This is a genomic window from Mycolicibacterium iranicum, assembly GCF_002101705.1.
GTDB classification, from domain to species: Bacteria; Actinomycetota; Actinomycetes; order Mycobacteriales; family Mycobacteriaceae; genus Mycobacterium; species Mycobacterium iranicum.
The window spans coordinates 205271-228461 of record NZ_LQPC01000026.1; the positions used below are offsets into that span (position 1 = coordinate 205271).

The window sequence follows — 23191 nt, forward strand, 5'->3', positions numbered from 1 at the left end:
AGTTTCAGTGTAGCCAATGGCCTTAACAGGTCATTCTATCCCTCATGTGAATCTCAGTTCTGGCTATCTGACGAGCGGCGCCAGATAGGTCTGGGCGTACCGGGCCACCGCGTCGGCGTTGTCGACGTCCAGGACGTCGGTGTTGACCTGCACCAGCGATACCGCGAGCCGGATGTGCACCTCCGCGACGGCCAGCAGCTGGTCGTCGGGCATCGTCGCGCCCGCCGCGCGCAACGCTTTCGCCATCGCGGTCGCGGCGCTCACGAGGAACAGCCGGGCCTCGTCGACCATCTCGGCGGACGCGGTGTACTCCCCGTCGAGTTGCAGGAACCGGCGCATCACCGGCTCGCCGGTCAGCAGACGCACGCCTTCGCGGAACGCGGCGACCGCCGCCTGCTGCGGGCCGGAATCGATCGCCACCGTCTGCAGGCGGGCCATCGCGAAGTCGAAGGTCTGGCGGCCCAGTTCCGTGATCAGTGCGTCCCGGCTGGGAAATCGGCGGTACAACGTGCTGCGGCTGACGCCGGCCTGCCGCGCGACCACATCCATGCTGAGCCGGCCCACCCCGACGAGCGCTACCTCTTCGGCCGCGGCCTTGAGGATCGCCGACTCCTGCTCGGTGGGGCTGTCGGTGTTGCGTGCGCGTCGCATAGGGACGTCAGCCGGCCGGGCACCGGCCAGGCGGCGGCGCGAATGTGTCGAGGGCGACGGAACGGTGTAACCGCACCAACTTCTCGTACTCGATCCTGTTGCGGGCCAGCGGGATCAGCAGAATCCGATCCGGGAGAGTCCGCCACGCCAGCTGCAGAACCCTCGTGTACAGCGCGAACTCGCGGTCGTGGCGGGGCTCCCACCGGAAACCTGTCATCTCCCGGATGCCCGGATGCAGGATGCCGAACGAACACACCGTGACGACGCGGCCGGCGAGGGGACGGACAGCCATCCATCCCGGCGTCAGCGCCAACCGCAGCATCGGCGGAAGAACAAGGGTCGGCAGCGGCAGCTTCGTCAGGTTCTCGGTGACGCGGCGCAGAAACGGATTCGACGCCAGCCCGGATTGGACCATCGATTCGTAGTATGCGGTCGCTTCGGCGTAAGTGGCCGGCAACTTTGCGTTCTTGCCGGGCAGTTCGAGCGAGCGGAAGCTCTCCAGCAATTGCTGATAGGCGACCTCCTGCTCGTCGTCGGTCATCGTGATGCCGGTGCAGGGAGTGAACGACTTCAGCACCACGAACAGTCCGCTCATGGCGATCCAGTTCCACAGCTGGGGATCCAGGGCGCTGTATCGGACGTCGGCGAAGTCACCCGTGCCGCGGCCGCGCACCTCGCGGTGCATCGTCTTGAGACGCTCACCTTCGGCGGCTCGGTCGGTGGCGTCGCCCCAGATGGCGAGGAGCGCCGAAAAGCCGCTCCTGACACCACGATCGGCGAAGTTGTTGGCGAATCGTCCCGTCTTGTCCACGGCGGCGGCAACCGGGACGAGGGCGACCTCGTCGAACGCTGCTGCCCCGAAGAAGCCGCCGAGCACGCTTCCGGAGTGTTTACGAAACTCGTAGATGACCTCGGGCCGGACTGTCCCGGCGACGGTGTCGGAGAACTCACCTGCGATCGCGACCATGACGCCTCCCGACAGTGTCGTTGGCACAAAGACTAGCGACTTGTGTCAACATGTCAATATGCCGACCGGTCGCCCCGTCAGGCGCCCACGCACACACCCGAATCGCGGATCGCCCTGCCGTACACGTTGGCCGTCGCGATGTTGGCGTTGATCTGCCCCGACGGAAGCCGCCGCCTGATCTTGTCGCTGATCTGAGTGAACTGGTACCACAGCCGGTAGATCGAATCACCGTGGAAGAGCGGCGAATACTCGCTCTGGTCGGGGTAGTTGACGATGAACAGGGTGTGCGCACGCCGATCGAGGAAGGCTGCCGACTGATCGAGGTTGGCCGCGACGATATCGCCTGCGTGGCCGACTCCTGGAGCGGTCCAATCGTCATCCTGGTCGCCCAGGTAATGCTGGAAGCCATAGACCTGATTCATGAGTTGGTCGTACTGGGCGTTGAACCACTGGCAGGACTCCCGCTCGGCGGTGAGCTGTTCGGGCGAGACACGGCTCCGCCACAGGTTGTACGGGAACACCGTGTCATTGGGCGCCCAGCTCGACGGGTACGGCGTGAATACCGGCAGTGTGGGCGCCGCTCCGTCGACGTCCGGCTGGGCGTGGCTGACGGGCGCGAGGAGAATCGAGATGATCAGAGCCGACAGGAGCCCGCGGAACATGCTCAGGTCCCACCGAATTCGGGACGCAGGATCGGCGCGAGGGCGGCGAGCGGGATGTGTGCCTGAACCGTGCCGCCATCCATCGACCACTGCATGATCCCCGGCGTGAAGTTCGTCGGTGAATCGCGCCCTACCGGATAGTCAGGCATGTACAGCACAAGGTCGTCGGGGGTCAGTGCCCATGCCTTGTAGCCACCCGAGTACACCTTGTCAGGCGTCCAGCGGTCGGCGACGAAGGGATAGCTGCCCGGCTGGTGCGGTGGCGGAGCAGCGTCGAGCGCGCGAACGATGAATGGGTGCGCCAGCGGCGGGATGGCCGCGAGGCCGTTACCGGGCTTGAGCACATCGACCAGTTGCAGCCTTGCCCCCGTAGACATGTCGAAGGTGAAAGTGCGGTAGGCGTTGTTGAAGTCGGGCCCGTCGGCGTGGTACGTCTCCCGGTAGACGAGGCTGGCGATCGGACCGCGCCGGAAGATCTGATAGTTGCCCTCGCCGAAGCTGTCGGCAACCATCTTCGTGCCTACGGTCCTCCAGTTGTTCACGAGTGCGCTCAGGTAGTCCCGCACTACGGGACCGGCCACCGGATCGTCGACGAACTCGGCAGGGATCGCGATCTTGATGTCGCGGATCGCTTTTCGCTCGGAGGTCACGGTGGTGCGGCAGTACTGGCCATCCCAGATTCCGCCGAGGCCCTCACAGAACGACACGACCGAGGCCGACGCGCCCGGTGCGAGCGTCAGCAGCCCGGCGACCGTCATCGCTGCTACCGCGATCTTGGCAGTTCGCATCACGGCGCTCAGGGAAGCTCGACTTTGCTTGCACGCCAACGTCCATCGACGTACTGCATGGTCATTTTGATCCGGCTGCGGTCGATCCGCGGATCGGGAACGGCACTGTTGGACACCGACTGGTCCACGAACAGCAGCACGACCACCTTGTCCTTGGTCTCCGACTGGATCGCCGACTCCACGACGACACCGTGTGCCGCCGCCTTGTTATCGATCAGCAGCTGGCGCAGCTGCATGCTCGACTGCGAGTACATGTCCTTGAATTCACCGGTCGCGCCGTCGAGCACCTGGTTGAAATTCTCGTCGACCTTTGCGGCGTCGATGCTGGTGAGCACCTGCGCATATTGCACAGCGGCCGCCTGGGCCTGCTGCCCCGCGCGGGCGACCTCGTGGTCCCGCCACATCTGCCACCCGAGGAATCCCGATGCCCCAAGGCTGCCCGCGAGAAGCAGGGCGACGCCGACCCCGATCACACGCCGCCACGATCGGACCGGCTTGCCCCCATCGGGTTCGGGCGAGCCTTCCTCGGCGTCGGTTGCCTCGGCGTCGGCGTCGGTTACCTCGGCATCGATCTTCTCGTCGTCGAGTTCCGAGTCGGTGGTGACGGACATGTCAGCTCCTTGGGTTTGTCAGCGTGGCGGTTCGATCGGCAGTGTCGGGCCGCCGTACGGCGTGGGAATCGTGTAGCGGCCCTTGGGGGTCGGGTCGGTGGTACGCCCGAGGTCGGCACCCGGCGGCGGACCGGCAGTGTCGTCTCCCGCCGGCCGCGGGGCGTTCTTGGCACCCCGCACCAGGACGCCCGGGTGGTCGTCGCGACAGTAGGTGTACATGAATGGTTCGGGATAGTCCGCCGATGACGGTGGCAGCCTGGGCGTGCCGTAGTCGCAGGAGTACCGGGGATAGATGTCACCGGTGGCCCAGAGACCGTTGTCGTGCATGATGCTGCCGATGGCGTCGAGCACCGACGTGCGGTAGTTCGGGAACAAAGCGTTGAGCGCGGGCACTCGCAGATGCAGCAGCTGCGACGTGGAGGCGAGGCTGCCGAGCAGCTGCACCATCGTCTCCGAGTTGTCGGTGAACAGGTTGTCGACGGACGCCAGCGTCTCCGGGGTGCGGTTGGTGAGCGTACGGAAGCCCTCACGCATCCTGTCGACACCGTCGAACGTTTCACTGAGGTTCGCCGACGCCACATCGATGCCTGCGTTCTTGTCAGCGGCGAGCGTCAGCACGACCCGGCTGGTGCGCAAGGTGCTCGCAGTTTCGGGAAGCACCGAATCCAGCGTCGTGAGCAGGAATGTGCCGCCGTCGATGACATCGGCGAGCTTCTGCGGCCCCGCTTCGCTCATGCTCAGTTCGCGCTTGATGAGCTCAAGCTTGTCGGGATCGACCTGGCCGAGCGCCCCATCGGCGTTGGCGAGAAGGTCCGCGAGGCTCACCGGCACGGTGCTGTCGCTCTGCGCCACGACGCTGCCGTCTCCGAGATAGGGCCCTTCGTCGTTCGCGGCGACGAAGTCGATGTACTGTTCGCCCGCCGGGGAGAGCCCCGAGACGCGGACCGCGCTCGAGATCGGCACCGCGACCGAGGAATCGACGGAGACGACGGCATTGACGCCTGCAGGCGTGATGTCGAGTCGTTCGACGCGGCCGATCGGCACTCCCCGCAGCGTCACGTTCTGGTTCGGCAGCAGGCCCGCCGACTCGGGCAACTCGACCGTCACGCGGTAGCTCGACGCAAGCGGATTCACCTGCAGCGCTCCGAGAAACAAGTACATCGACGCGACGACAAGTGTCATGATCAGGGCTGTGGTCGACAGCCACGCACGTCGGCGGTGCCCTGCGCGGGCCACGCGAACCGCTGTGTCGGCGAGTGATCCGATCATCGTGGCGGCTCCCCCGGCGGTGGCGACGGAGCGGGGGCTGGTACGGGCGCGATCACACCGGGTTCGGTGGGACTCGGGATCACCGGCACCTGTGGGGCGCCCGGCCCTTTGCCGACGATCCGCTCCTGCAAGCGGTAGAGGGTGTACTGCAGTGAGCCGACCAGCTGGTGCCAGTTGTACCGCTTGGGACCGTGCAGCCCCGGGTCTCCGGCAAATCCGATGTCAGGGATCGATCCGAGGATCAGTCTGTCGATACTGGCCCGCACCGCGATCGCGTTGCTGGTTGTCGCCTTCACGAACGGCGGCATCAACCTGTTGAGCGCGTAGAGGTTCGCATCCGGTGTCAGCACCACGTCGTTCCACGCACCGGCGATCGTGTTGACGTCGGCCACGACGCTGCGGCCGCTGGTGTCGGTGCCCGCGACGGACGGGAACTTCTGCAGTTGCTCGGCAGTGTCACCGAGTTGCACCACCAGATCGGCGATTTCGGTGGTGTGCGCGGCAAGTGTGTCCGTCGCCGGGCCTGCGGCGTCCATCACCTCGCCGAGTGCTTGGTTCTTGTCCTCGAGCTGGTCGACGAGCCGCGACGTCTCGGTCAGGGCCGACGAGATCTCCTCCGAGCGGTTGTTCAGGGTGCCGAGGGTGTGGTTGGTCTTGCGGATCAACGTCCCGAACGCCTGACCTTGATCGCCGGTGGCCTTGCCGAGGCCGTTGATGATGTTGGTGAAGTTCCGTACCGCTCCGCCGTTGACGAGAATTGCTGCCGAGCTCAGGACCGACTCGACTGTTGCTGCGGCCGCGGTGGATTCGAGACCGATGGTGTCGCCGTCGCGGAGCAGAGGTGCGCCCGGTGCCGTGGTCGCGGGTGGCTTGAGGGCGACGAACACGTCACCGAGCGGAGTCGCCGACCGCAGTTCGGCGGCACTGCCACGGGGCAGTTGAACGCCGTCCCTGATCCGCAGGGTGGTGACCGCGGTGTAGTTGCGGGCCTCCATCGAGACGAGCTCGCCCACGTCGGCACCGGCCAGCTTCACCTTCGCCATCGCGGGCAGGTTGAGAGCGTTGGAGAACACGGCGGTGAGCGTGTACCCGTCCGATCCGCCACCGGGAGCTGGCAGCGAGAGACTCGCCAAACCCTCCGTGGCGCAGGCCGATGCAGACAGGCACGCCGTCATCACCAGTGCCAGTGCGGTTCTGGCCGGCCGCGCGATCACTTCTGCCCCATGGCGGCCAGTCCGTCGAGGACGTAGCTGAGACCGAAATCGGGGCCGAAGTCCTGGAGGGTTCCAGTGCTGCAGCCCAACTGGCGCAGGCCCATCATGTTGCACATCTCCTTGACCGTCTGGGTGTCGAACAACACTTTGTCGGTCAGTACGTGGACGCGCACCGCACCGTTGGTCCGGTCGATTGCGTTGTAGATGTTGTCGAGCGTCATCGGGGCCACGTCGAGGAACTCGGCGAGGTCACGCTGATGCTCGACCGTTGTGGTGAGCGCGGTGTCGCCGTTGGCCACGATCTGCTTGATCGCGTCGCGGTGGGTGTCGAGCACTTCACCGAGCTGGTTGATGACGTCGTTGAGCTTTCGGCCCGTGGTACCCGAGCCGAAGTTCTCGTCGGCCAGGATCTGGCTGAGTTGCCTTATGGTCGAGCCGAAGTCTCGCAGGGTGGCGTCGTTGTCCGCTGCCGCTTGGAACAGCGTGCTGACATTACGGATGATGGTGGTGAGTTGATCGCGCGTCACCTCGCCGCGATCTGAGCTGAGCCGCAGCGCCACGGACAGTTGGCCGAGGGCATCCTTCATCGCCTGTCCGTTCCCGTCCGCGATCGTAGCGCTGGCGTTGACGACGTCTGCGACGGGACCCTGCCCGTTGCCGTCACCGCGCAACGAGGTGGACAGCTTGTCGAGAACGTCGAGAACGCGGGCGAACTCGACGGGTGTCCGGGTGCGATTGAGGCCGATGGTGTCGTGGTCCTGCAAGGTCGGGCCGTCCCGGTACGGAGGGGTCAGCTCGATCTGACGGTCGGTGAGAATCGAATTGGAGATCGTCACCGCCATCACGTCCGCGGGTACCCGGACATCGCCGTCCACCGAGAACTCGACCTCGACGTAGCCGCCCTTCGGAACGATCTTCTGCACAGTTCCGACGGGCATCCCGAGCACGGCGACGGTGTTTCCTTCGTACAGTCCTGCAGCGCTGTCGAATTGAGCGGTGACCGAGATCGTGTTCATCTTGTCCCCGAGGTAGGTCCACGCCAGGGATGCCACCAGCATCGCCGCGACGAGGCCGGTCACCGCGACGGCGACCCATTTCGACCGTGTGCTCATCACTTGCAGTCCTTCAGGTATTCGATCATCCCGAACTGTTTGGCGCGGCCACTGATCGCACACATCCACGAATCCACCAACAGCCCGTTGGCAGCGTTGAAGTCCACGGCGTTACCCGAACCCGTCGCGTTGGCGAGGTTGCGGAGTGCGACAGGACCGGCCTGCAATGTGCTGCGAACCAGATCGTCGTGCTGGCCCAGCATGTTCGACAGATCGCGAACGTTGACCAGCAGCGCTTCGAGCTCGGGACGGTCCTCGATGACGAGGTCGCTCAGCGTCTGGACGAGGTTTGTGATGGCGTCCAGCAGCGCGTGGAAAGACGCTCGGCGCATGACGAATTCGCCGACCAGGCTGTTGCCCTGCCGCACCATGGCCGCGATGTTGGACTGCTGACGGCGCAGTGTGTTGCTGACCACCTCGGTGGTCTCCAGCAGCGACCCCAACTGATCACGCCGCTCGGCGAGGATACGGGCCAGTGTATGGGTGTTCTCCAACGCCTGAGGTACCACCGGCGGCAGGCCCTGGAGCTGCCTGCCCAGAATGGACAGGGTCTCGGCGAATTTGTCGGAGTCGACCTGTTCGTAGGTGGTCGTCACATCGGTGAGCGCCTCCTGAAGGTCGTAGGGGACCTCGGTGTGCGCCAGGTCGAAGGTGTCCTCGGGCAACGACCCCTGACCGTCGGGTTCCAGAGCCAGATACCGCGACCCAAGGATGGTCGTGATCTTGATGACGGCTCGCGAGTCCTCGCCGAGTGCGACATCGTTGCGGACGGTGAACTCGCCGACGACATGGTCACCCGCAAGCTCCATGCTCTTCACCTCGCCGACGGGAATTCCAGCCACTGTTACCGGATTTCCCTTCTGCAGCGCCGCGGCTTGGAGAAACTGTGCGGTGAACGTGCGGTAGCCGACATCGGCGGCCTTGAACAGCAGCATGGCTCCGATCAGCACGGCGACCACGGCGATCGACACGAAGCCCAGGGTGGCCCGCCGATAGGTGCGCAGCCCCTCACGCAACGACATCCTCGTCTCAGCCATTGGCCATGTTCCTGCACTTCGGTGAGTACCGCGCGTCGTTGCCCGGGGTGGCCGCATCGACGATGATCGGCACCACGTCGTTGAGGCCGGGGAAGAACCCCGTGGCGTTCAGGTCGCACGCGTAGGCGTTGGCGTAGGCACCCTCGCTCGTGATCCGGGCGAAACCCTTGAGCAACAACGGAAGATTGGCGCCGGTGAAGGCCAACTGCGGTTCGATACTCACCATGTGCTGAGCGAATCCCGGCTCGCGTTCGACGAGTTCGTTCAGCGAGGGGTATACCTCGTCGGAGATGGTCGACAGCTGACGCATCACGCGGGCCATCGAGCCGGTCGAATCCACCAATTCCTGTCGTCGCCCGTCGAACGTCGCCACCGCGGCCTGTACCTGGGTGAGCACCTGATCGAGGCTCTCGTTGTGTCGGGCCAGGTTGCCCATCACGGCGTTCAGGTCGGTGATGACGGTGCCGAGTTCCTCGTCGCGGCCCGCGAACGATTCGGTCAACTCCGAGGTTTGGGCGACCAGTGCGGTGATGGATCCCTGATCGCCCTGTAGGGACTGGATCACGCCCTTGGTCAGGTTGTCGGCGTCACGCGGGTTGAGGAGGCTGAACAGTGGCTCGTATCCATTGAGCAGTGTCGTCACATCGAACGATGGCTCCGAACGTTCCAGCGGGATCACCGATCCGGCAGGCAATGGACCCGGATCGCCCGTCTTCCCCAGTGACAGACCGAGATAACGCTGACCGACGATGTTCTGATACGTCACGGAGGCTACCGTCGTGCCCAGCACCTGCTGGTCGTCCTGCACGACGAAGGATACTTTGGCGAGGTCGCCTTCGAGCTCGATCTTCTCGACGCGGCCGACACGCACACCCGCCATCCGGACGTCGTCGCCTTCTCGCAGGCCGAAAACATCGTTGAACATGGCACCGTAGGGAACCGTCGACCCTGCTACGTCGCGGCGCAGCGTGACGTACACCAGCCAGGTCACCGTCACCGCCACGACCATGAAAAGGGACAATCCGACCAGTGCGCCGCGGTATTTCATCGGTCTCCCCCACGTGCAGGCCCGGTCGTCGTCACGGTGGTGCCCCGCGCGACGGGACCCAGCAGCAGCTGGGTGGCCACGGTCGCCGGCCGGCCGGTGATCAGCCCGAGTTGATCGCGCTCGTACCCGCTTCCGACGGGCCCGACATTGCCTCCGTAGCTCGCGGGTGCGGCCTCGGCCGCCCCGGGCAGCGGGTCACCGGGGCGGGGCGCCACTGGCGCCGGTGGCGAGAGCGGCACAGGTGGCGGAGCGGTCGGCACGAGCGCCGGATTCGCGGTGCCCGGAACCGGCGGGGACGGGCTCAGCCACGGTGGTAGAGGCGGATTCGGGTCGGCCAAGCTGGGGTTCGGGTTGACCAGCGGCGGCCCGACGGCGATCAGATTCCCGTTGGGCCCGACCTCGGTGCCGGGCGGCGGCTTCAGGTCCGGCGGCGGTTGATAATTCTGCGGCAGCAGCACATCCGGCAGCTCGGGACGGGTCGGGACCAGCGGAGCGGTGAAGCAGCTGGGGCCCTTCAGCCCCGAGTACTGCGGACAGTCCGCTCTCGTGTAGGAGTAGGTGGGCGTGAAAGACAGATTCACACGCATATTGCCGATGTCCTGCTCGTGGATCCACACCTCGTCGAAGAACTTCTGCGACAACTGGTTCAGCTTCACGAAGGCAGGCACCCAGTGGCGTGAGGTGTCAGCGAGATTCCCGATCACCGGGGTCATCTCGGAGGTGATCCGCACCAGCCGGTCGGTGTGATTGTTCAGCGCCGTGTGCGTCGTTCCCACCGTGTTGATTCCGCCGTTGATCAGGGCGATGAGTTGAGCGTTCTGTTCCACCAGGGTCTGCATCGGCTGGACGGCCAGGTGCAGCGCATCTACCAGCTCGGGCGCTGTCTGCTGCAACCCGCGGGTGGCGTCGACAAGGGCAGACACCGTCGTCGGCCCGGGCTCGGTGGCGACGATGCGGTCGAGCTCGTCGATGAGTCTGTTGAGTTGCGCTCCGCTGGTGAGCAATTCGGTACGGCGATCCTCTGTCGCGGCGTTCACAGCGGCCAGGATGCCGACCGTGTCATCTTCGCGTCCGCGTCCGGTCGCGGCGAGGATGTCACGCAATTTGCTGATCGTCGTCTGGAACAGCACCGTCGGAAGCTCGGTGTCCTCGGGAATCTCGGCGCCTGCCCGGATCGCCGAACCACCGTCGCGGTCCACCAATTGCACCGACGAGACGGCGAAGACGTTGCTCGGCACCACTCGCGCCGTCACCCCGGCCGGGATCGACGCGGCGTACTCGGGGTCCAGGTCGATATGGACGAAGTTGGGCCGACCGTCCTGCGCCGGTGTCACATCGGTGACCGCGCCGACGAGCACACCGTGATATTTGACGTCGGACCGCTGTGGGAGTCCGTCGCCGACGTTGATGAGCGCGGCGACCACGCGCACGCGGGCATCCATTCGTCCCGTCGACTTCACCAGCAGGGCTGCCGAGACGACCGCGGCGACGACCATCAGGGCCGCGCCGCACGCGAGCAGTTGCCGGTCGGAGGGCCCGCGGCCGTCCAGCTCAAAGGAATTCGCCATCAGCCGCCGAACCTCGCTCCGGCATCCACCGACCACAGCGCCATGGTCAGCAGCATGTTGACCATGATCACGACCGTGATGCTGGCGCGCATTGCATGGCCTGCGGCGACGCCGACCCCCACCGGACCGCCGCTGGCGTAGAAGCCGTAGTAGCACTGGACCGTCGACGCGATCCAGACGAAGATCACCGTTTTCACGACGGAATACAGAATGTCCTGACCGGACAGCATCAGCGTGAAGTAGTGCAGGTAGGAACCCGCCGACCCGCCGCTGATGATCTGCACGACGAACTGGGTCGTTAGATAGCTGACGGCCAGACAGGCCACATACAGCGGGATCACCGCGATCACCGACGCCATCAGCCGGGTGGTGACCAGATACGGGATCGGGCGGATACCAAGAGATTCGAGAGCGTCGATCTCCTCGGCGATACGCATGGAACCGAGTTGCGCGGTGAAGCGGCAGCCCGCCTGGGTGGCGAACGCCAGCGACGCGGCGATCGGCGCGAGTTCGCGCGTGTTCACCAGCGAGGAGATGATTCCCGTCGCCGGGCCGAGCCCCAGCAGATCGAGAAAGTTGTATCCCTCGATCCCCACCAGCGCTCCCACCGTGATACCGAGCACCACGGCGACCCCTGCTGTTCCACCACCGACGACCAAAGAGCCGTTGCCCCAAGCGATATCGGAGAGAAGCCGGACAAACTCGGAGCGGTAGTGCCGGATCGCGACCGGGATCCCGCCCACCGCGCGCCCGAAGAAGACCAGCATGTGTCCGAGCTGCAAGATCGGAGCGGTCGTCCTGCTGTACAGCCGCTTGGCCGGTACCAGCACCTTGGGAGTGAACGTCGACGCTGACACGCTCAGAGTCCGACCCTGGGGAACATCATGATGTAGAGCTGGCTGATCGCGACGTTGACGACCATCAACACCAGAATCGATTCGACGACCGCGGCGTTCACCGAGTTGGCAACGCCGGTCGGCCCACCCTGCGTCGAGAGACCTTTCTGACAGGACACCACCGCGACGATCGCGCCGAAGATCAGGGCCTTGACGAGCGCAACGATCATGTCACCGGTGGTGGCGAACGATGCGAATGTGGCCACGAAGCTGCCCGGCGCCCCGTTCTGGAAATACACATTGAACAGGTAACTCGCGAGGAAGCCGACGAAGCAGACAACACCGGTGAGTGCGACGCCCACCATGATCGCCGCCGCGAAGCGGGGCACCACCAGGCGACGGATCACCGAAACGCCCATGACCTCCATGGCATCCGTCTCTTCGCGCATCGCCCGCGACCCGAGGTCGGCGGTGATGGCCGAGCCCACCGCAGCGGCCATCAGGATCGCCGCCGTCAAGGAAGCGGCCTGACGGATGACCGCCAGTCCACTCGCGGCGCCGGCCAGCGAGGTGGCACCGACCTGGCCTGCCAGCAAAGCGAATTGGATGGACAGGGTCACGCCGATCGGGAGCGCGACAAGCACGGTCGGCAGGACGGCGGTGCCCGCCATGAAGGCGCCCTGCTGGATGAACTCCCGCCATTGGAAACGGCCGGTAACCAGATCGATGACGAAGAACTTCAATGTCTGCAGGCCGAGGACGAACTGGTCCCCGACGGTGGTCAGCGACGCCAGCGGATGGCGCCGGACATAGCCCTGCGCCCAGTCCTGCGCGACCTGCACACCCCGGCCGCCGCTGACCCCGCCCGATGTCATGCCGGCAGTCCTCGATGGAAAATGAACGCGCACAGCAATATTGACAGATCACCTGGGGTGGGAACCTGGACATGCCGTCGTAGTGCCACGCACGTCACCTCCCCACGCCGGAACCCATCGGCGCCCGAGCGCCACTTGTGTAACTATGTCGCAGCCGAACGACACGCTATGGCGACGACGTCAGCCACGTCAAGCCTTTGCCGAACATTGATTAACATACGGCGGCCATTCGACCTTTGGGGCCAAATGAAAACAGGAAGTTAGAGAAGAAGATGTGCGGCGGGATGCTCGCGGCTATTCACATAAATCGACTGCTGTTCGCCTCCGCAGGCGAATTCAATGAACCGTGAGCCGTCAGCCAGTCTTTTTCTTGCTGGATCGGCGACGCCGCACCGGCATCGCACCCTCACCGAGCAGGAGCACTCGCAAGAGCTCCGCCACAATCTGCCGCGACAGTTCGGTGTTCTCGTACCGCACCAGCCTGCCGATATCAACCACCAGCGAGAAAGCCGCATGCACTGCGAATCGCGCTTCGTCTGACGACATTCCGGGTCGCGCCGCGGCGACCTGCCCCACCCAGGCCTCTACCGTCGCTCGCTGGATGTTGTGCAAGACAACACGATCCTCGGCGGGCACGTTGACCCGCTCGGCGTAATAGACATATGCGAGTTCCGGATTGGCGAAGGACCGTTGGACATAGGCGTCAATCAAGCGGGTGACAGCCTCCCGCGAGTCTGTGATCTCGCTCAAGATCGCCGTCACATCGCCGGAGACCCGATCCGCCGCCCGGCGGTACACCGCCGCCAGGATCGCGGCCTTGCCGTTGAAGAAGCGATACAGACTCGAGGTGGGCAGACCCACCGCCGCGGCGATGTCGTCCATGCCCGTCTCGCGATAGCCGTGCTGATTGAACAACAACAGCGCAGTGTTGAGTATCAGCTCGTAATCGCCGGCGGCGCTGAGCGGCTTGGTGCGCGCATCAGCCCTGCCCGACGATTTCGGGACCGGCGGCAGATGCGCATCGCGGATGTGAGAGGCCATCTCCACCAGGAGTTTCCGCAGATCCGGCGTCCCCAGTCTCGCCCTGTGGTCGGTGATGCTGCCGATGGTGCTCAGCACCGCCACGGAGATCGTCCACCTCTGGGTGCTGTCCAGTTCAGGGCGTAATTGCCTGAGGGGGCGCTGAAGTCGACGGTTCACCAACTGGATCTGCGCGTTGAGCAGAGCCTGATCCTCTGCGTGGAGATAGCGGCCTTCCCACCGATAAAGACCGCCGCTGTCACGATTTCGGATCGTCGCGTCGATCAGCGCATCGACGATCAGGCCCCACGACTCCTTCGGCTCGTCGTCACCTGCGTCGTCGGCGAAGGCCGTGCAGGCGACCAACTGCTCCCCCAGGCCGAGAACGGCAGCCCGGAACAGTTCGTACTTGCCTGCATAGTGGCGGTACAGCGACGCTGCGGTGACGCCGACACGCGTGGCGATGTCCTCCATGCTGACCGCGTGGTAGCCGAGCTCACTGAACGCCTCGGCTGACGCCTTGGCGATCTGCTGCTTGCGGTCTTTAGGACGCCTACGGTCCTCCGAGCGGAGAGCCGCGGATGGTGACACGCATTCAGCCTAGCGGCGGAGCCCTGCTCATGCGTCGTGATGCCCGAGGTCACATGCGGACCACACCGCGAAACACATGCCGCGAGCGGGATGCGGAAAGCCCTTGGAAGAACGCGGGTTATCCATAACCAGGATCTCTTTGCGCCGGAATGGGCACGAACCATCATTGACTTGTGCTGCATTGATGGCGCACGGGGCCGAGCGCACCGGGGGGCCGAGCGCACAGTCGGACCGCACCGTCCCACAGCCTAGCTTCGCCCGCCCTGCGGGCCTGTGACCTGCAAGTCCGTAATCTGAAAAATTTTCTTCCAGCTTGTGTCGATTTCAGGTCTTGCCGATCGACGCCTAGGTGAGGGCACGATTACAGGGCCCCTTCCCCACCGATAGAAGGAGACACGAGATGACCCGTTACATGCTGATTCTTCGTTCCACCCCGGAAGCCGAGAAAGCGATGGAGAACGTCAATTTCGAGGACGTCATCGCCGACATGGGGCGCTACAACGAGGAGCTCATCAAGGCCGGCGTCCTGCTGGCCGGCGAAGGCCTGGCCGGACCGGAGGAAGGGTTCGTGGTCAACTTCGACACCGAGACCCCGGTGATCACCGACGGGCCGTACACCGAGGCCAAGGAGTTGTTCAACGGCTTCTGGATGCTGGGGGTGTCCTCGATCGAGGAGGCCAAGCAGTGGGCACTGAAGTGCCCACTCGGTAGGGGCGCGCGACTGGAGGTCCGGCGCGTGACCGAAACGGAGGAGTTCCCGCAGGACAACGAATGGGTCCAGAAGGAACTGCAGTGGAAGAAGGACGGCCTGATCTAGCGATCGCGGCGTGGTTGTCGTCGCTGAGCGGCGACAACCACGCCGAAATCGCCGGACCCTGCTGACTGGAATTGGAACACGTTCTAATCTGTCCGTATGAGTGATGCAATGCTGCGCCATCCCCTGCACTCCGGACACCTCACCGTCGGTGCGTTGAAGCGCCACAAGGACCGCCCCGTGCTGTTTCTCGGGGACACCACCCTCACCGGTGGTGAGCTCGCCGACCGCATCAGCCAGTACATTCAGGCGTTCGAGGCGCTCGGCGCAGGCACCGGAAGTGCCTCCGGTCTGCTGTCGCTGAACCGGCCGGAGGTGCTGATGATCATCGGCGCCAGCCAGACCCAGGGATTCCGACGGACGGCACTACACCCTCTCGGCTCGCTGGACGATCACGCCTACGTGCTGTCCGACGCCGAGGTGACGTCACTGATCATCGACCCGAACCCGGCGTTCGTCGAGCGGGCGCTGGGGCTCCTGGAAAAGGTGCCGACACTCAAGCAGATCCTGACCATCGGGCCCGTCCCCGACGAGCTCGTCAAAGCCGGCGTCACCGCCACCGATCTGAGCGCCGAGGCCGCCAAGTACCCACCCAAGCCGCTGGTCGCCGCCGACCTCGCTCCTGACAACATCGGCGGTCTGACCTACACCGGCGGCACCACCGGCAAGCCGAAGGGCGTCATCGGCACCACGCAGTCGATCACGACGATGACCACCGTGCAGCTGGCCGAATGGGAGTGGCCGGAGAACCCGCGGTTCCTGATGTGCACGCCGCTCTCGCACGCCGGCGCGGCGTTCTTCACACCCGTCATCGTCAAGGGCGGGGAACTGGTCGTGCTGACCAAGTTCGATCCGGCCGAGGTGCTGCGGGTCATCGAGGAGCAGAAGATCACCGCAACGATGCTCGTGCCGTCGATGATCTACGCACTGATGGACCACCCCGATTCGCACACCCGCGACCTGTCGTCGCTGGAGACCGTGTACTACGGGGCTTCGGCGATGAACCCGGTGCGCCTGAAGGAGGCGATCCGCCGCTTCGGCCCGATCTTCGCCCAGTACTACGGGCAGTCCGAAGCGCCGATGGTCATCACCTATCTGTCGAAGAAGGATCATGACGACAAGCGACTGACGTCGTGCGGGCGTCCGACGCTGTTCGCGCGCGTGGCGCTGCTCGGCGAGGACGGCCAGCCTGTCCCGCAGGGTGAAGTGGGCGAGATCTGCGTGTCCGGTCCGCTGCTCTCGGGTGGCTACTGGAACCTGCCCGACGCGACGGCCGAGACGTTTCGCGACGGCTGGATGCACACCGGCGATCTGGCGCGCGAGGACGAGGACGGGTTCTACTTCATCGTCGACCGCACCAAGGACATGATCGTCACCGGCGGTTTCAACGTGTTCCCGCGCGAGGTGGAAGACGTTGTGGCCGAACATCCTTCGATCGCGCAGGTGTGCGTGATCGGCACTCCGGACGAGAAGTGGGGTGAGGCGGTGACGGCCGTGGTCGTGCTGCGGCCCGACGCCCCCTCCGATGAGTCTTCGGTGCAGACGATGATCGCCGAGATCCAGGCGTCGGTGAAGGAACGCAAGGGTTCGGTGCATGTGCCCAAGCAGGTCGTCGTCACCGATTCGGTGCCGATCACCGCGCTGGGCAAGCCGGACAAGAAGGCGGTGCGGAAGCAGTTCTGGGAGGGCGCGGGACGTTCAGTCGGCTGAGCCGACAATTCAGCTCCAGTCGGCTGAGCCGGCTGAGCCGGATAAGCCGCCGCAGGACGGAACGCCGGCGAGAAGTCCGTCCAGCAGCTCACCGGCGGTGCGTCCGGCGCTGTCGACGTCGCCCGAGGCGATCTGGTCGATCAACACGCCATGGTCGAGCACTTTCACCGGACCCTCGTGCGTCGTCGCGACGCTGGCGGTGACCGTCTCGATGAGGCCGCGGTAGAGCTCGGTCAGGATGCGGTTGCCCGAGGCGCGCACGACGGCGAGGTGGAATTCGGCGTCGGCGCGGGCGAACGCTTCGGTGTCGGGGCAGTCATCGGTGCGCTTCAGCAGGGCGCGTAGTTCTGCGACGTCGTCGGAGGTGCGGTTGGCGGCGGCCAGGCGCGCGCCCTCCACCTCGAGGGCGCGCCGGACCTGGAGGATCTCGCGCAGTTCGGCGCCGCACAGCCTGCGCAGCGCTCCCGACACCTCGCTGGTGGCGCGCACGTAGGTGCCGTCTCCCTGGCGGACTTCGAGGATGCCGGCGTGGGACAGCGCGCGTACGGCTTCGCGGACGGTGTTGCGGCCGACGCCGAGTTGTTCGACGAGGACGGTCTCGTTGGGAATGCGACGCCCGACCGGCCACTCGCCGGTGGTGACGGCCTGCCGGATCTGCTCGATGACCTGGTCGACCAGGCCGGCGCGGCGTGCTGTGCTCAACGGCACACGAAACCCCTTTCAACCAATCATGGGATGTATGGCACCGTAGCAACATGCGTACCGAACGGCAGGACTTCGTCGTGTCCGCACCCGAGTCCCGCCAGATACCGGCCGCCGCCGGGGGTGCGCTGCTGGCCGTGGCCGTTGTGCTGACCGCACTCAACCTGCGCCCGGCTGTTACCAGCGTCGCCACGCTGCTCGGTGATATGCGTGCCGAGCTGTCGGTGTCAGCGACCTGGGCCGGCTTGCTGACCACCGTTCCCGCGCTGTGCTTCGCCGGCGCGGGGCTCGCCGCGCCGTGGCTCGCGGCACGGATCGGTCTCGGCCGGACGATCTCGGCGGCCATGGTCGCGCTCACCATAGGCCTTGCGCTGCGGGTCGTCGGCGGTTCGCAGCTCGTCATCGGTGCCACGCTCATCGCCTGCGCCGGGATCGCGTTGGCCAATGTGCTGATCCCCGTCGTCATCAAAGGATCGTTTCCGGCCCGCATCGGGTTGATGACCGGCATCTACACCGCGGCGCTGCAGGGCGGCGGCGCCCTCGGATCGGCGTTGACGCCCGGGCTGGAAGATCCGCTCGGAGGCTGGCGCGCCGCGCTGGCCGTCTGGGCGGTGATCTCGTTCCTGGCACTGGCAGTCTGGATTCCGGCGACGCGGCGGCACCGCGGGGCGTGGGCCGCGCAGTCCGCCGACGCCGGCGAGCGGCGCTCGCTGCTGCGCAACCGGCTGGCATGGACCGTCACGCTGTTCTTCGGCAGCCAGGCATTCATGGCCTACGTCGTCATGGGTTGGCTGCCCGAGGTCTTCATCGACAGCGGGGTCGACAAGGTGCATGCCGGGCTGCTCGTCGGGCTCACATCGCTGATCGGCGTGCCGCTGTCGCTGATTCTCGCGCCACTGGCCGCGCGCAAACCGGGACAGAGCGGGTGGATCGTCGCGGTCGGCGTCTTCGGCTTCGCCGGCGCAGTCGGGCTGATGGTCGCGCCCGGGGCGCAGCCACTGCTGTGGAGTGTGCTCATCGGGATCGGCATGAGTGCGTTCTCGATGGCACTGACCGTCATCGGCCTGCGCGCCCGCACCGCCGCCGACACCGCCCAACTGTCGAGCATGGCCCAGGGATTCGGATACCTCATCGCGGGAGCGGGGCCGTTCCTGTTCGGCTTCCTGCACGACGTGTCGCACGGATGGACGGTGCCCTGGGGGATGTTCCTGGCGGTCTATGCCGTGCAGATCATCGCCGGGGCGATGGCCGGGCGCGCGCGCTACGTCTGACCGGCACAATGGGGCGGTGTCCGCCAGCGCAGCCGATTTGCAACGGACCGTCGATGCGGTGTGGCGGATGGAAGCTGCCAAGATCGTTGCCACGTTGACCCGAACCGTCGGAGACATCGGCCTGGCCGAAGACCTGGCGCAGGAAGCGATGATCGACGCGCTCACGCAGTGGCCATCCAGCGGTGTTCCCCGTAATCCCGGAGCGTGGCTGACCGCCGTCGCCAAGCGCAAGGCGATCGACCAGTGGCGACGCCAGGAGAATCTGGATGCCAAATACGCGGTGATGGCTCGCGACCTCGAAGACCATATCGATGACGCCTGGGATCACGACCGCATCGACGACGACGTGCTGCGGCTGATCTTCATGTCGGCGCACCCGACGCTGTCGCGGGAGAACCAGATAGCGTTGACGCTGCGGGTCGTCGGCGGCTTGACGACCGAGGAGATCGCCAAGGCCTTTCTGGTGCCGAAAGCAACTGTGGCCCAGCGCATTGTAAGGGCGAAGAAGGCGTTGACCGGAGCGCCGTTCGAGGTGCCCGACCGGTCCGACTTCCCCGCTCGGCTGTCGGCGGTGCTCAGCGTCATCTACCTGGTGTTCAACGAGGGCTACTCGGCATCGTCGGGTCGCCGGTGGGTTCGCGACGAATTATGCAGTGAGGCATTGCGTTTGGGTCGCGTGTTGGCCGCGCTGGCGCCCGACGAGGCCGAGGCGCTCGGACTGGTGGCGCTGATGGAGTTCCAATCCTCGCGGCTGCGGGCACGCACCGACCGCGACGGACGACCAATCCTCCTGGAGAACCAGAACCGCGCGGGGTGGGACCGGGGGCAGATTCAGCGTGGTGTCGACATGCTGCACCGCGCGTCGGACGTACTGCAGCGCAGGGGTATTGGTTGGGGATATTACTCACTGCAAGCGGCGCTGGCGGAATGCCACGCCACCGCACCGACGTACGACGATACCGACTGGAACCGCATCGTCACCCTGTACGACGGGCTTCTGCGACTCTCGCCGTCGCCGGTCGTCGAGCTCAACCGCGCGATCGCCGTGTCGATGACCGATCCCGCACGCGGACCGGCCGAGGCCCTGGCGGTCGTCGACGCGATCGAGGGCCTCGACGGCTCACACCTCCTTCCCAGTGTCCGCGGGGAGCTGCTCGCCAGAATGGGACGGTCGAGCGAGGCGGCTGACGAGTTCGAGCGGGCGGCGGGGCTGACGGACAATGACCGAGAGCGAGATGTTTTGCGGGGCAAAGCCCATGCGGCACGACAGGAATGAGACTGTCGCGGGCCGCGAGTGCGCGCGAATTCACAAGTTTTGCGGCGCGTCGGCGTGCAGACACGCGCGCTCGCGGTGCGAATGGACGCCTATGCGCCCGGAACTGCGGTACGCGCGGCGACCGACACGCCTCCGCAGTTGTCGAACACGTCGATCACCACATCGGCGTCCCGATAGCCACCCAGATGGTGCAGACCCTCGGTGGCGCCGATGAGATCGTTGGCGTGGTCCCCATTCATCGGGTACTCCGCGACGTCGTGACGCCAGTGCGCCGCGACCAGGGTGGCGGTGGGCGCAAGCCTGGGAACTTCGCGGTCCATGACCTGCCGCAGCGTGGCCGGCTGCAGGTAATAGCACACCTCGGAGAGCAGCACGAGGTCAAAGGGCCCTGACGGCCAGGGATTGTCGAGAGATCCGCGCAGCAGCGTCACCCGTTCTCTGACTCCGTGCGCGGCCAACCTGCGGTGGGCGGCATCCAACGCAGCGACGCTGACGTCGGTGCTGACCACGTGGTCGCAGCGCCTGACCAACTCCTCGGTGAGCACGCCGACCGAACAGCCCGGTTCGAACGCCAACCGGTAGCGCGAAAACGGTAGCAGCGCAGTCGTGATCGCGTACTTGCGCTGCTCGTACCACCTGGACTCCAGCTCCCACGGATCCGCCGCCTCTGCGTACATACGGTCGAAGAAGCTGTCGGGTAGCCGCGAGGTCAGCAGAAGACCACCTCTCCGACGCTCAGCAACCGGGGTAGCAGATAAGCGGGCAGCACCGGTTGACCTCCGGGTGACTGCGGCACAAACTGGCTTTCAAAGCATTGCGCCGCAAGCTTTTTACGCTCGACTGCGGCCGGCGTGGACGGTGCGGCAAAGGTGCGATCCCACGGCACTGCGATGTCGTCGGGCTGCGCCCAGTGCCACATCCACACTGGGTATTCGATGAAGGTTGCTCCGGTGTATGCCGTCGCGGTCGCCGCGGCACGTCCCACCGCCTCATGATCGGGATGCCCGTCCCCGCGCCACGTCGCCGCACACCATGTGCCTGGCGGCTTCGTCAAGAGAATCTCGATGAGGAGATCTGTCAGCCGCTGCTCGTGGAAGGCGATGTCCCCATCCGGCAGGCCGAGGCTTATCGGTGGGGGTAGGCCGAGCACGCAGGCGGCCCGCTGCAACTCCGCGCGGCGCGTTCTCTCCAGTTGATAGCGCTGCAGCAGAGAATATTCCGGAAAGGCGGCTCCACCGTCGCTGGCCGACACGATCTGCACCCGCACTCCGGAGGCGGCCAGCAGTCCAGCAGCGGCACCGAACCCGAGTGTCTCGTCGTCGGGGTGCGCACCGACAACCACGAACTCCTGGCACCCGGTGAGATCGAGCGGCGGAAACTGCAACCCGGCGCCGGACCAGACATCCACGGGCGTGCCGCCATCGGCCAGCGGGCTCTCGGCCATCCGCTCGGTGTTGCTGATGTGCGAAATTGTCATGAGGTACCCGCCGCTATCACTCCGAGCCGTTCCAGATCGCGCTCCGCGTGGCTCTGCCGGACATAGATCGACAGATCAGCGACCCGCCGAGAATGGACAGGATCCATGCACAGAGGCGAAGGGCCCAGCGCGCGTGCGGTCCTGTTCAACGTTTCGCCCACGGCGTTCTCCACCGCGGCGCGGGCCCGGCGCGCCAGCAGCTCAGCACGCCCGGTGCGATTCAGCCGATCCGCATCGAACTCGCCGGCCACCGCGTTCAACAACGCGTCGGCGGAGGCCAGCGCCGCATCGACGGCGCCCAGATGCGCCGACATATGCGCATCTGCCCCGCCCGACTTCACACGGTCGTAGAGTGCCGCGGCGACGGCGCGGGCACCGCCGAGCCAGCAGGCCGCGACCCCGGCCGCCCCGTGCCAGAAGCCGGGCCGCGACAGATACTGCCCGGGCGAGCCGACGGGTATCGCCGGTGTCGCGGTGAATTGCACTGAGCGCGTGTCGGATTCCGCCATCCCCGCGTGACGCCATCTGCTGGGCAGCGGACGCACCCCGTGGGCGTTGAGGTCCACAGCGAATAAACCGCGCTCACCCGCCGATACCCGAGCGGTGACCAGAGCGTGGGTGCACAACCCCGCGCCCGAGCACCACACCTTCGTGCCGTCGAGGAGCAGCTTGTCGCCGACGCGGGTCGCGGTCAGGACCGCTTCGCCCGACTCGGCGGCCCACACACCCCACCATTGCTGCGGCGACGACGGCGGACCCTGCAGTTCGGCGAGAATCGCGACCGCATCGGCATGTGCCTCGGCGAGACGGCCGGCGGTGATGTCGGTCTGCGTCAACTGAGCCAGACGCTGCCATCGCTGCGCCGTCTGCCCATGCCCGGGTAGCGGAAGATCGAGTTTCTCCGTGGCGAGCCAGTTCCTGACGAGTGCTGTGCTCACGACGCCTTGGCATCGTTCGTTCGCGGAGAGCGCGACAACTTTCGCAGGTGCTGGGCGAATCCGCCGGGTGCGCGCGCGTCGCGCCGGTCCGACGTCGCCACCGACAGGTCCCGGTCACGGTGGATGGACAGCCGGGCCCGCTCGAAACGTTCGACGAGCTCGACATCCTCGCCCGTGGGCAAGGCGCGGAATCGGCCGACACCCCAGTAGAGGCCGGCGCGGAAACCCATGTTGGCCCCGTGGACATGACGGTGACCTGGGCCCGGAGACCAATAGTCGCGCATGTAGCGACGCATGACAGCGGGCGAGAAATGGCGCCACGTCGATACCCGCACGACCCCCAGGACCATGTCGGCGCCCGCAGCGACCATCCGCACCAGCCAGTCGGCGTCGACCACGCTGTCCGCGTCGGTCGTCGCGTACCAGGTGCCGTCGGTCTGCTCGTCGTCGCACAGAGTGCGCGCGTACTCGAAGCCGGCGGCGCGCGCCGCGCCGACGTTGCCTGCGTCGACGGAGATGAAGTGGACGTCCGGCCCGAACTGCCCGGCGAGCATCTCGCTGCCGTCGTCACAGGCATCCAGAACAACCACGATGGTGACCGGCATCGGCACGCACAGACCAGCCGTTGTCAACGCCCGCAGGCACTGCGGAAGGTGCTCACGCTCGTTGTGCGCGGGCACCACCACGACGACCTGCCCATACGGCGCGTCGAACGGAGTCATGGACGGTATTTAGCCGCTCAGCGAAGATTTCA

Annotated in this window: 23 protein-coding genes; 4 read left to right on the forward strand and 19 right to left on the reverse strand. The window is 65.8% G+C overall.

Annotation, left to right across the window (positions count from 1 at the left end):
- Positions 1 to 63: 63 nt before the first annotated feature.
- From AWC12_RS08420 to AWC12_RS08485, 14 genes are all read right to left on the reverse strand, one after another.
- Entirely contained in the window at positions 64 to 651 is a 588-nt protein-coding gene (locus AWC12_RS08420; protein ID WP_024447600.1) for a TetR/AcrR family transcriptional regulator, read from the reverse strand.
- 7 nt (positions 652 to 658) lie between these two features.
- The gene (locus tag AWC12_RS08425; RefSeq protein ID WP_085173569.1) at positions 659 to 1618 is read right to left on the reverse strand and encodes an oxygenase MpaB family protein; all 960 of its coding nucleotides are present in this window, start codon (positions 1616 to 1618) and stop codon (positions 659 to 661) included.
- A 77-nt stretch (positions 1619 to 1695) separates the two neighbouring features.
- Complete coding sequence (locus AWC12_RS08430; protein WP_024447598.1) at positions 1696 to 2280, reverse strand: hypothetical protein; 585 nt, start codon at positions 2278 to 2280, stop codon at positions 1696 to 1698.
- 2 nt (positions 2281 to 2282) lie between these two features.
- Positions 2283 to 3068, reverse strand: a complete 786-nt coding sequence (locus AWC12_RS08435) for a mannan-binding family protein (protein WP_085173571.1) — start codon at positions 3066 to 3068, stop codon at positions 2283 to 2285.
- An 8-nt stretch (positions 3069 to 3076) separates the two neighbouring features.
- On the reverse strand, positions 3077 to 3679 hold the full coding sequence (locus tag AWC12_RS08440) for an Rv1363c family protein (RefSeq protein WP_024447596.1): 603 nt from the start codon (positions 3677 to 3679) through the stop codon (positions 3077 to 3079).
- A gap of 18 nt (positions 3680 to 3697) precedes the next feature.
- Positions 3698 to 4948 (reverse strand): MlaD family protein, encoded by a 1251-nt coding sequence (locus AWC12_RS08445; protein WP_024447595.1) that lies wholly within the window; start codon positions 4946 to 4948, stop codon positions 3698 to 3700.
- Positions 4945 to 6123: an MlaD family protein gene (locus tag AWC12_RS08450; protein ID WP_085173837.1), complete on the reverse strand. Its 1179-nt coding sequence runs from the start codon at positions 6121 to 6123 to the stop codon at positions 4945 to 4947. The genes AWC12_RS08445 and AWC12_RS08450 overlap by 4 nt, the downstream gene beginning before the upstream one ends.
- A gap of 35 nt (positions 6124 to 6158) precedes the next feature.
- The gene (locus AWC12_RS08455) at positions 6159 to 7274 is read right to left on the reverse strand and encodes an MCE family protein (RefSeq protein ID WP_207576397.1); all 1116 of its coding nucleotides are present in this window, start codon (positions 7272 to 7274) and stop codon (positions 6159 to 6161) included.
- Positions 7274 to 8311 carry an MCE family protein gene (locus AWC12_RS08460; protein ID WP_085173575.1) on the reverse strand — a complete coding sequence of 346 codons (1038 nt, stop codon included), beginning with the start codon at positions 8309 to 8311 and terminating at the stop codon, positions 7274 to 7276. Before AWC12_RS08460 ends, AWC12_RS08455 begins: the two co-directional genes overlap by 1 nt.
- A complete protein-coding gene (locus tag AWC12_RS08465) occupies positions 8304 to 9359 on the reverse strand; it encodes an MlaD family protein (protein WP_024447591.1) in 1056 nt (351 codons plus the stop codon). The genes AWC12_RS08460 and AWC12_RS08465 overlap by 8 nt, the downstream gene beginning before the upstream one ends.
- Complete coding sequence (locus AWC12_RS08470) at positions 9356 to 10927, reverse strand: MlaD family protein (RefSeq protein WP_085173576.1); 1572 nt, start codon at positions 10925 to 10927, stop codon at positions 9356 to 9358. The genes AWC12_RS08465 and AWC12_RS08470 overlap by 4 nt, the downstream gene beginning before the upstream one ends.
- Entirely contained in the window at positions 10927 to 11784 is an 858-nt protein-coding gene (locus AWC12_RS08475) for an MlaE family ABC transporter permease (RefSeq protein WP_085173578.1), read from the reverse strand. Before AWC12_RS08475 ends, AWC12_RS08470 begins: the two co-directional genes overlap by 1 nt.
- Before the next feature lie 2 nt (positions 11785 to 11786).
- Entirely contained in the window at positions 11787 to 12638 is an 852-nt protein-coding gene (locus AWC12_RS08480) for an MlaE family ABC transporter permease (protein WP_085173580.1), read from the reverse strand.
- Between the two features lie 354 nt (positions 12639 to 12992).
- A complete protein-coding gene (locus AWC12_RS08485) occupies positions 12993 to 14249 on the reverse strand; it encodes a TetR/AcrR family transcriptional regulator (protein ID WP_085173581.1) in 1257 nt (418 codons plus the stop codon).
- A 400-nt stretch (positions 14250 to 14649) separates the two neighbouring features.
- Here AWC12_RS08485 and AWC12_RS08490 point away from each other — a divergent pair, with 400 nt between their 5' ends.
- The gene (locus AWC12_RS08490; protein WP_085173582.1) at positions 14650 to 15066 is read left to right on the forward strand and encodes a YciI family protein; all 417 of its coding nucleotides are present in this window, start codon (positions 14650 to 14652) and stop codon (positions 15064 to 15066) included.
- A gap of 96 nt (positions 15067 to 15162) precedes the next feature.
- Positions 15163 to 16773, forward strand: a complete 1611-nt coding sequence (fadD8, locus tag AWC12_RS08495; protein WP_085173584.1) for a fatty-acid--CoA ligase FadD8 — start codon at positions 15163 to 15165, stop codon at positions 16771 to 16773.
- A 9-nt stretch (positions 16774 to 16782) separates the two neighbouring features.
- Here fadD8 and AWC12_RS08500 read toward each other — a convergent pair whose 3' ends face one another.
- Positions 16783 to 17481: a FadR/GntR family transcriptional regulator gene (locus AWC12_RS08500; RefSeq protein WP_085173586.1), complete on the reverse strand. Its 699-nt coding sequence runs from the start codon at positions 17479 to 17481 to the stop codon at positions 16783 to 16785.
- Positions 17482 to 17528: 47 nt separating this feature from the next.
- Here AWC12_RS08500 and AWC12_RS08505 point away from each other — a divergent pair, with 47 nt between their 5' ends.
- Together AWC12_RS08505 and AWC12_RS08510 are read left to right on the forward strand one after the other, a co-directional pair.
- Positions 17529 to 18746, forward strand: coding sequence for a CynX/NimT family MFS transporter (locus AWC12_RS08505; RefSeq protein ID WP_085173587.1), 1218 nt, complete (start codon positions 17529 to 17531; stop codon positions 18744 to 18746).
- Between the two features lie 67 nt (positions 18747 to 18813).
- Positions 18814 to 20022, forward strand: coding sequence for an RNA polymerase sigma factor (locus AWC12_RS08510; RefSeq protein ID WP_234813914.1), 1209 nt, complete (start codon positions 18814 to 18816; stop codon positions 20020 to 20022).
- Positions 20023 to 20111: 89 nt separating this feature from the next.
- Here the strand turns inward: AWC12_RS08510 and AWC12_RS08515 are convergent, their stop codons facing one another.
- From AWC12_RS08515 to AWC12_RS08530, 4 genes are read right to left on the reverse strand one after another with little or no spacing between them, the layout of a single operon-like run.
- A complete protein-coding gene (locus AWC12_RS08515; protein WP_085173592.1) occupies positions 20112 to 20735 on the reverse strand; it encodes a class I SAM-dependent methyltransferase in 624 nt (207 codons plus the stop codon).
- Positions 20732 to 21499: a PIG-L deacetylase family protein gene (locus AWC12_RS08520; RefSeq protein ID WP_085173594.1), complete on the reverse strand. Its 768-nt coding sequence runs from the start codon at positions 21497 to 21499 to the stop codon at positions 20732 to 20734. Before AWC12_RS08520 ends, AWC12_RS08515 begins: the two co-directional genes overlap by 4 nt.
- Positions 21496 to 22437 carry an acyl-CoA dehydrogenase family protein gene (locus AWC12_RS08525; protein ID WP_085173595.1) on the reverse strand — a complete coding sequence of 314 codons (942 nt, stop codon included), beginning with the start codon at positions 22435 to 22437 and terminating at the stop codon, positions 21496 to 21498. The genes AWC12_RS08520 and AWC12_RS08525 overlap by 4 nt, the downstream gene beginning before the upstream one ends.
- Complete coding sequence (locus AWC12_RS08530; RefSeq protein WP_085173596.1) at positions 22434 to 23159, reverse strand: glycosyltransferase family 2 protein; 726 nt, start codon at positions 23157 to 23159, stop codon at positions 22434 to 22436. The genes AWC12_RS08525 and AWC12_RS08530 overlap by 4 nt, the downstream gene beginning before the upstream one ends.
- Positions 23160 to 23191: the final 32 nt, after the last annotated feature.